Origin of the sequence: Streptomyces sp. YIM 98790 (assembly GCF_011421595.1) — a bacterium.
Taxonomy (GTDB): Bacteria; Actinomycetota; Actinomycetes; order Streptomycetales; family Streptomycetaceae; genus Streptomyces.
This window is the reverse complement of record NZ_WTLH01000243.1, coordinates 1-7,643: the sequence shown is the minus strand read 5'-3', so window position 1 is coordinate 7,643 and position 7,643 is coordinate 1. Positions and strand designations below refer to the sequence as shown.

The following is a 7,643-nucleotide window of genomic DNA, read 5'->3' as shown; positions in this document are numbered from 1 at the left end:
TATTACTCGAAAGGAACCACATCCACCACGGACAACCGGACACACATCCGGCCCCATGGCGACGGGGTTGCCAAATATCTGGCGTTGACTTTTGGCACGCTGTTGAGTTCTCAAGGAACGGACACTGCCTTCGGTAACCCTCTCGGGAATCCCTCCGGGCGGTGATCACTACCGTAGAGCATTCGCCCGCGCTCCACCAAATCGAGGAGGGGAGGAAAACACCTGGAGGTAATGAGGGCCGTGGAGCCCAACCGGCTTCACGGCAACCCGGGCAACGTTACGGAACCGGGGCTGGAGTGTCAAGTGTGGCCTGTGTCACCTCGTGGGGCTCATATGCGCGGTCGGCAGACCGCACAGGCACTAATTCGGTAGCCGGCCGATGACACTCCGCACTATTGTCGCTCGCTCGCGCGGACAAAGGCAGGGGAATGCGATGCGTTGGAGCGGGCTGTACTGGGCCGTGGGTCTCGGGGGCTTCCGCCGGTTCGCCACCTATCGGGTCGCCACCGCGGCCGGCATCTTCACCAACACCGTCTTCGGCTTCATTCTCAGCTACACCTACATCGCCCTGTGGAGCCAGCGCCCGCAGCTCGGGGGCTACGACCAGGCGCAGGCGCTCACCTTCGTCTGGATCGGACAGGCCCTGCTGGCCGCCGTGGCCATCATGGGCGGCGGCCTCCAGGAGGAGCTCCAGGCCCGTATCCGGAACGGAGACGTGGCGATCGACATGTACCGTCCCGCCGACCTCCAGACCTGGTGGCTGGCGGCGGACGCCGGGCGGGGCTGCTACCACCTCCTGGCCCGCGGCCTGCTGCCGATGCTGGCCGGAGCACTGGTGTTCCCGCTGGCGCTTCCGCTGGACCCGCTCCGCTGGGCGGCGTTCCTGCTGTCCGTCACGCTCGCCCTGCTGGTCAGCTTCGCGATCCGCTACATGGTGGCGCTGACCGCCTTCTGGCTGCTGGACGGCTCCGGCGTCAACATGGCGGCCGGCCTCTGCTCGGTGTTCTTCTCCGGCATGCTGCTGCCGCTGACCGTCTTCCCGGGTTCCTTCGGGGAGATCGTGCAGTGGCTGCCCTGGTCGTCGATCCTCCAGGTGCCCGCCGATGTGCTGCTGGGGCGGCACACCGGTGCGGCGCTGCCGGGCGCGCTGGCGTTCCAGGCCGGCTGGGCCGCGGTGCTGCTGCTGGCCGGGCGGGCGGTCCAGGCGGCGGCGACCCGCAAGGTGGTGGTCCAGGGTGGCTGAGCCGGATCTCCTCGCCCGGACCGTGCACGGGGCGCGGGCCTACGGGCTGATCGTGGCCATGTGGGTGCGCTCCACCATGGCCTACCGGGCGTCGTTCCTGATGTCGGTGGCCGGGAACGCGCTGGCGACCGGGCTGGACTTCGCCGCGATCCTGATCATGTTCACGCATGTGGACACGCTGGGCGGGTTCGGCATGTCGGAGGTCGCCCTGCTCTACGGGACGACGAGTCTCTCCCTCGGGCTGGCGGATCTGCTGCTCGGCAACATGGACCGGCTGGGGTCGCGGGTCCGGGACGGCACGCTGGACACCCTGCTGGTGCGCCCGGTGCCGGTCTTCGCGCAGCTCGCCGCCGACCGTTTCGCGCTGCGCCGGCTCGGCCGCGTGATGCAGGGGCTGCTGGTGCTGAGCTGGTCGCTGACCCAACTGGAGCTGGACTGGTCGGCGGGGAAGGCGCTGCTGCTGGTGGTCATGGTGGTGAGCGGCGCGGCGATCTTCGGCTCGCTGTTCACGCTCGGCGGCGCCTTCCAGTTCTGGGCGCTGGACGCGGCGGAGGCGCAGAACTCGTTCACCTACGGCGGGAACACGCTGTTGCAGTACCCGCCGACGATCTTCGCCAAGGATCTTGTGCGCGGGGTGACCTTTGTGGTGCCGCTGGCCTTCGTGAACTGGCTGCCGGCGCTGCGGCTGCTGGGCCGGGACGATCCGCTGGGCCTGCCCGGCTGGGTGGATCTCCTGTCCCCGGCGGTGGCGGCGGCGATGTGCGGGCTGGTGACGCTGGCGTGGCGGGCAGGAGTACGCAGTTACCGGAGCACGGGGAGCTGATGGTTGTGACGACGGCGGAAGTGGGCGGCGTACCGGGCGCGGAGCGCGGGGCCGCGGCGAAGACCGGGCCCGGCCCTCGCAGGGACGGGGCCGGGGACGGCGCCGGGGCCGGGTCCGGGGACCTGATCACGGTGGAGGGCCTGGAGAAGGTCTTCACGGTGCGGCGGCGGGCGCCGGGTCGCGGGCTGCGCCGGGAGCGGAGCCAGGTGCGGGCGGTGGACGGGATCTCGTTCGCAGTGCCGCGCGGCGAGATGGTCGGCTACATCGGGCCGAACGGGGCCGGGAAGTCCACCACGATCAAGATGCTCACCGGGATTCTCACGCCGAGCGGGGGACGCATCCGGGTGGCGGGCATCGATCCGTCCCGGGAGCGGACCAGGCTGGCGCGTCGGATGGGCGTGGTGTTCGGGCAGCGCACCACGCTGTGGTGGGATCTGCCGCTGCGCGACTCGTATGCGCTGGTGCGGCGCATGTACCGGGTGCCCGAGGCCCGTTTCCGGGAGAACCTGGAGCGCTGCGTGGACCTGCTCGGTCTGGAGCCGCTGATGGATGTTCCGGTGCGGCAGCTCTCGCTGGGCCAGCGGATGCGCGGGGACATCGCGGCGGCGCTGCTGCACGATCCCGAGGTGCTGTACCTGGACGAGCCGACGATCGGGCTGGATGTGGTCAGCAAGGCGAAAGTGCGGGGCTTTCTGCGCGACCTGAACGCGGAGTGCGGCACCACGGTGCTGCTGACCACGCACGATCTGTCGGACATCGAGCAGCTCTGCCGCCGGGTGATGGTGATCGACCACGGCCGGCTGATGTACGACGGACCGCTGTCCGGGCTGCATCAGGTCGGGGAGAGCGAGCGGACGCTGGTGGTCGATCTGGAGCGGGAGACGGAGCCGATCGAGATCCCGGGGGCACGCACCGTGCGGGTGGAGGGTCCCCGGCAGTGGCTGGCGTTCCCGGCCGCGGAGAGTGCGGCGCCGCTGGTGGCGCGGCTCGCGGCCGGGTATCCGCTGGCCGATCTCTCGGTGCGGGAGCCGGAGATCGAGGAGGTGATCGCCCGGATGTACGCGCAGGGGATCGGCGGGTCCGGGCGGCTCGGCGGGTAACCGCCCGGTGCGGATGCCGGTTCTCCGGGGCGGTTCTCCCGGGGCCGTTCTCCCGGGGCGGTTCCCCGGCGTGGTTCTCCGGGGCCCCCGGGGCGGTGACCCGGGGGCGTTACCGGGGCCGGTCGCCGGGAACGGGGCCGTCTCCCCCGGCGGCGAGTGCGCGGCTGCGGTCGCGGGCAGCCTCCAGCGCGGCCAGGAACGCCGCCCGCACACCGTGCTTCTCCAGTTCCCGGATGGCGTTGATGGTGGTGCCGCCGGGGGAGGTGACGGCCTCGCGCAGCCGCACGGGGTGTTCACCGCTGTCGCGCAGCATCACGGAGGCGCCGTAGGCGGCCTGGACGATGAGGTCGTGGGCCTTGTCGCGGGGCAGGCCGAGCAGGATGCCGGCGTCGGTCATGGCCTCGACCAGGAAGTAGAAGTAGGCGGGGCCGGAGCCGGAGAGGGCGGTGGCGGCGTCCTGCTGCGACTCGGGCAGCCGGATGGTCTTGCCCACGCTGTTGAAGATGGCCTCCGCGTGGGCGAGGTGCTCCTCACCGGCGTGGGAGCCCGCGGAGAGCACGGACATGGCCTCGTCGACGAGGGCGGGGGTGTTGGGCATGGCGCGGACCACGGGCGTGCCGGGGCTGAGCCGCTCCTCCACGAAGCGGGTGGTGATGCCTGCGGCGGTGCTGATCACCAGCCGGTCGCCGGGCGTGTGCGGGGTCAGTTCCTCCAGCAGGGCGCCCATGTCCTGCGGCTTGACGGCGAGGATCAGGGTGTCGGCGGTCTTGGCCGCCTCGGCGTTGCTGACCACCTCGATGCCGTGGCGGGCCCGCAGTTCGGCGGCGCGTTCGGCGCGGCGGCAGGTGGCCAGCAGGTCTTCGGGCGCCCGGCCGCCGCGGCGCATGCCGCCGAGCAGCGCTTCACCGATCTTTCCGGCGCCGAGGACGGCGATCTTCTCGGTCATGGGGTGGCTCACCTTGTCACGGTCGGCATACGGACGGCTCCCGGTGCGTCCGGCCTGGGAGCGCCCGGTCTCGTGACTCTCATGGTGGCACCGCGGCGCGCCGGGCCGTGCGGCCGTCCACGCTGCGGAACCGGACCGGGGGGAGGAGGGGGGAGGGGCCAGGTCAGCGCCGGCCGATGAGGTGGGCGAAGACCACGACGTTGCCGAGGTAGCCCTGACTGTGGGAGAAGCCGCCGCCGCAGGTGATGAGGCGGAGTTCGGGGCGCCCGGTGTGGCCGTAGACGAGTTCGTCGGGGAACATCTCGCGGTCGAAGACCTCCACGGCGTCGACGAGGAAGACGGCGGTGCGGCCGTCCGCGCGGGCGACCTCCACCAGGTCGCCGCGGCGCAGCGCGCCCAGGTGGTAGAAGACCGCGGGGCCGTTGGCGTCGTCGACGTGTCCGGCGATCAGGGCGGTGCCCTCGGCGCCCGGGGTGACGCCGCCGTGGTACCAGCCGGCCAGGTGGGACTTGTCCTCGGGCGGGATCTCCAGGCTGCCGTCGGGGGCGAGGCCGTAGCCGGCGGTGGGGGCGTCCACGTCGATGGCGGGGATGCGGACGCCGATGGGGGTGGACGGGGGCAGCGGTTCGGCGGCCGCGGCGGGGTCGGCGGACAGGACGCCGGCGGACGGGCCGTCCTGGTCTATTCGTGCCGCGCCGTCCGGGTCCCCGGGCCGGGCGTGGAGTCCCTGCTCCGCGCCCGGCTGCGGCGGGTCGGGGTGGCCGCTGGGGTCGGTGAGCAGCCAGACGGTGGTGGCCAGGGCGGTGGCCACCGCGCCGGCCACCAGCGCGTTGGCGATCCTGTCCGCGGTCTGCATCGGTCCTCCTCCCGGCCTGCTTCCCCCTTCCCCGCTGCCCTTCTCCGCCACCGGTCCTGTCCCGGTCCCGGTCCCGGTGTCCGTGTCCGGGGTCCGTGTCCGTCCTGGGGGTCCGTGTCCGGCTCCGGTGTCTTCCGGTCTCCGCCTTCAGTCCTCGCCGCCGGCGTTGCGGCGGCGGATCAGCCAGACGCCGCCCGCCGCGGCGGCGATCAGCGCGGCGGAAGTGCCGGCGATCAGCGCGGTGCGGTCCTGCCCGGAGCCGCCGACGCCGCCGCTCACGCTGCCCGAGGGCGAGGTGGTGGTCGTCGCGGTGGCGGTGCTGGTGGAGCTGGTCTGCACCACGCGCAGCGTGCCGGTGGCGATCCGGTTGCCGGTGGCGCAGCTCACCGCGATGCCGTAGTTGCCGACCCGGGTGCCGGCGGGAACGGTGAACTGGCCGATCAGCCCCCGGCCGTCACTGGTGGAGCGCAGCGTGAAGGTGCCCGCGCCGAGCGAGGTGGCGTCGCCGGTGGCGGTGGTGTCGTTCTGGCAGTGGTCGGTGGTGACGGCCACGGCATCGCCCGGTCTGGCCTGGTTGGGGAAGAGTTCGGCTTCGCCGAAGTCGCCCGCGGACGCGATGCCCGCGGACAGGACCAGGGCGGCTGTGGTCACGGCCGTGGTCAGAGTCGCGTGAGCGAGGGCTCGGGGTGCACGCATGTTGGGTCCTCCGCAGGGAACGCAGCCACGGTGCCGTTGCGCACCGCTGCCTCGATCCCAGCGCCGCCGGCGGCCGGGCGCGCGCCGGGCGACGGCCGTGGCGGCCCCCGGCGGGCCGCGGCCGGGGGTCTGCTGGGCGGTGACGGTGCTGGTCAGCGCGGTGATGGCCGGGGCGGTGGAGCCGGTGCAAATTACGGCGGTCGGGGGACACCCGTACGGCGGACACGCGCTGGGCGGTGCGGGCCGGGCCGTGCATGCCCGGCCGGGGCTACTTGCGCTTCTTCGTGCGCCGGGAGGGGTTGCCGGAGCGCCGGCCGCCCCGCCGCCGGTACTGTTCCAGGGCCCGCTCGTACTCGGCGCGGCGCAGCCCCTCCCCGGGGGCCTCGATGCCGCTGCGCAGCGCGTACGCCAGCAGCACGCCGATGAAGCCGATCAGCTTGATGGAGGCGAATCTGCGTTCGTCGCCGCGCAGCGCGGCGGGCCGCCGGTAGCCGCCCCAGGTGCGGGTGAAGGCGATCGAGCTGCACAGTGCGAAGGCCACGACCAGCAGCACATTGAGCCAGGCCGAGGAGTCGGAGAGCTGGAGGCCCTCGTAGGCGAGGCGGAGCAGCACCACGCCGGTCACCGCGAGCAGCGAGGCACCCATCCCGAGCAGGAAGCGCCGCAGCAGGTAGCCGCGGGAGTGGTCCAGCCAGCTCGTGCCGTAGAAGCGGATCGGGGCGGGCTGGGGGCGGCCGTCGCCGGGCGCGTCGGCGGCGGTTGCGGGCTCCTTGCTGCTCATGAGCCGATTATCGCCCCTGGCCGCTCCTGCTGGGGAGGCGGTGGGCACCGATACTCTGTGGGGCGGAACGGGGCCCCGACAGGCAAAGGGGGAAGCGAGCGATGGCACACGGGGGAACAGTGCCGCAGCGCGTCGGGGAGTATCTCCTGGAGCGGCGGCTCGGCGCCGGCGGTATGGGCGTGGTGTATCTGGCGCGCAGCACGGCGGGCCGCGCGGTCGCTCTGAAGGTGGTGCGTCCCGAGTACGCGGAGGACGAGGGGTTCCGCAACCGGTTCCGGCGGGAGGTGGCGGCCGCACGGCAGGTCAGCGGCGCGTTCACGGCCGCGGTGGTGGATGCCGACCCGGAGGGCGATCCGCCGTGGCTGGCGACCCTGTACGTGCCGGGCGGCTCGCTGGCGGACCGGGTGCAGGAGAGCGGGCCGCTGCCGGTGGCGGAGGCGGCGCGGCTGGCGGCCGAGCTGGCGGAGGCGCTGCGCGACATACACCGGCAGGGCATCGTGCACCGTGATCTGAAGCCGGGGAACGTGCTGCTGGCGGAGGACGGGGTCCGGGTGATCGACTTCGGGATCTCGCGGGCGCTGGCGGACAGCCGGCAGCTGACCGAGAGCGGCACGGTGCTGGGGTCGCCGCCGTTCATGGCACCGGAGCAGCTGACCGCGCGGGAGTCGGTGTCGGCGCCGGCCGATGTGTTCGCGCTGGGCGCGGTGGTGGCCTTCGCGGCGGCGGGGCACAGTCCGTTCGCGCCGGACGGCTCGGTGGAGGACCCGCTGGCCGTGGCGTACCGGGTGGTGCACGAGGAGCCGCTGCTGGACGAGGTGCCGGAGGTGCTGCGCGGCCTGGTGCGTCGGTGCCTGGCCAAGGAGCCGGAGCGGCGGCCGGATGTGGAGTCGGTGCTGCGCATGGCCGGAACCGCGGTGGCCCGGGTGTCCGAGGACGCCGGCCGCGCGGCGGACGGCACCGGCGGCAGCGGCGGCAGCGGCGGCACCGGTGAGGGCGACGGGGACGACGGGGACCAGGAGGGGGAAAGGGACAGCGACAGGGACGGGGACGCAGACGCAGGCGGGGACGGGGACGGCGGACGGACCGAGGGCGGGGCCCGCGGCGATGCCGTCACCCCGCCGTCCGGTGTCCCGGAGCTGGCGCCGCCCGGGGGCGGGGACGCGGCGCCCGCTCCCCCGGCCCCGTCCGGTCCGGGCGG

8 protein-coding genes are annotated in these 7,643 nt (G+C 73.3%); 4 read left to right on the top strand and 4 right to left on the bottom strand.

All coding sequences use genetic code 11. From position 1 onward, the window contains the following. Positions 1-433 precede the first annotated feature (433 nt). The 3 genes from GQS09_RS30000 (at position 434) to GQS09_RS25615 (ending at position 3,166) form a co-directional block, all read left to right on the top strand. Positions 434-1,243, top strand: coding sequence for an ABC-2 family transporter protein (locus GQS09_RS30000; RefSeq protein WP_243761780.1), 810 nt, complete (start codon positions 434-436; stop codon positions 1,241-1,243). Positions 1,244-1,301: 58 nt separating this feature from the next. Beyond that, positions 1,302-2,066, top strand: a complete 765-nt coding sequence (locus tag GQS09_RS25620; RefSeq protein ID WP_243761782.1) for an ABC transporter permease — start codon at positions 1,302-1,304, stop codon at positions 2,064-2,066. Between the two features lie 122 nt (positions 2,067-2,188). After that, a complete protein-coding gene (locus tag GQS09_RS25615; protein WP_243761781.1) occupies positions 2,189-3,166 on the top strand; it encodes an ATP-binding cassette domain-containing protein in 978 nt (325 codons plus the stop codon). A 109-nt stretch (positions 3,167-3,275) separates the two neighbouring features. On the opposite strand, the gene proC is transcribed toward GQS09_RS25615, so the two are convergent. From proC to GQS09_RS25595, 4 genes are all read right to left on the bottom strand, one after another. Continuing rightward, positions 3,276-4,112 carry a pyrroline-5-carboxylate reductase gene (proC, locus tag GQS09_RS25610; RefSeq protein ID WP_165989924.1) on the bottom strand — a complete coding sequence of 279 codons (837 nt, stop codon included), beginning with the start codon at positions 4,110-4,112 and terminating at the stop codon, positions 3,276-3,278. 163 nt (positions 4,113-4,275) lie between these two features. After that, positions 4,276-4,968 (bottom strand): class F sortase, encoded by a 693-nt coding sequence (locus GQS09_RS25605; RefSeq protein WP_165989923.1) that lies wholly within the window; start codon positions 4,966-4,968, stop codon positions 4,276-4,278. Between the two features lie 147 nt (positions 4,969-5,115). Next, positions 5,116-5,619: a hypothetical protein gene (locus GQS09_RS25600; protein ID WP_165989922.1), complete on the bottom strand. Its 504-nt coding sequence runs from the start codon at positions 5,617-5,619 to the stop codon at positions 5,116-5,118. A 313-nt stretch (positions 5,620-5,932) separates the two neighbouring features. Continuing rightward, positions 5,933-6,445: a hypothetical protein gene (locus GQS09_RS25595; protein WP_207958284.1), complete on the bottom strand. Its 513-nt coding sequence runs from the start codon at positions 6,443-6,445 to the stop codon at positions 5,933-5,935. Between the two features lie 101 nt (positions 6,446-6,546). On the opposite strand from GQS09_RS25595, the gene GQS09_RS25590 reads away from it, so the two are divergent. After that, positions 6,547-7,643 (top strand): serine/threonine-protein kinase (locus GQS09_RS25590; RefSeq protein WP_243761779.1); only part of this gene is annotated, 1,097 nt, incomplete at its 3' end.

Excerpts from the sequence above, each read along its gene's own strand:
- GQS09_RS25595 (WP_207958284.1), bottom strand. The coding sequence starts at position 6,445 with ATGAGCAGCAAGGAGCCCGCAACCGCCGCCGACGCGCCCGGCGACGGC.
- GQS09_RS25620 (WP_243761782.1), top strand. The coding sequence starts at position 1,302 with ATGTGGGTGCGCTCCACCATGGCCTACCGGGCGTCGTTCCTGATGTCG.
- GQS09_RS25605 (WP_165989923.1), bottom strand. The coding sequence starts at position 4,968 with ATGCAGACCGCGGACAGGATCGCCAACGCGCTGGTGGCCGGCGCGGTG.
- proC (WP_165989924.1), bottom strand. The coding sequence starts at position 4,112 with ATGACCGAGAAGATCGCCGTCCTCGGCGCCGGAAAGATCGGTGAAGCG.
- GQS09_RS30000 (WP_243761780.1), top strand. The coding sequence starts at position 434 with ATGCGTTGGAGCGGGCTGTACTGGGCCGTGGGTCTCGGGGGCTTCCGC.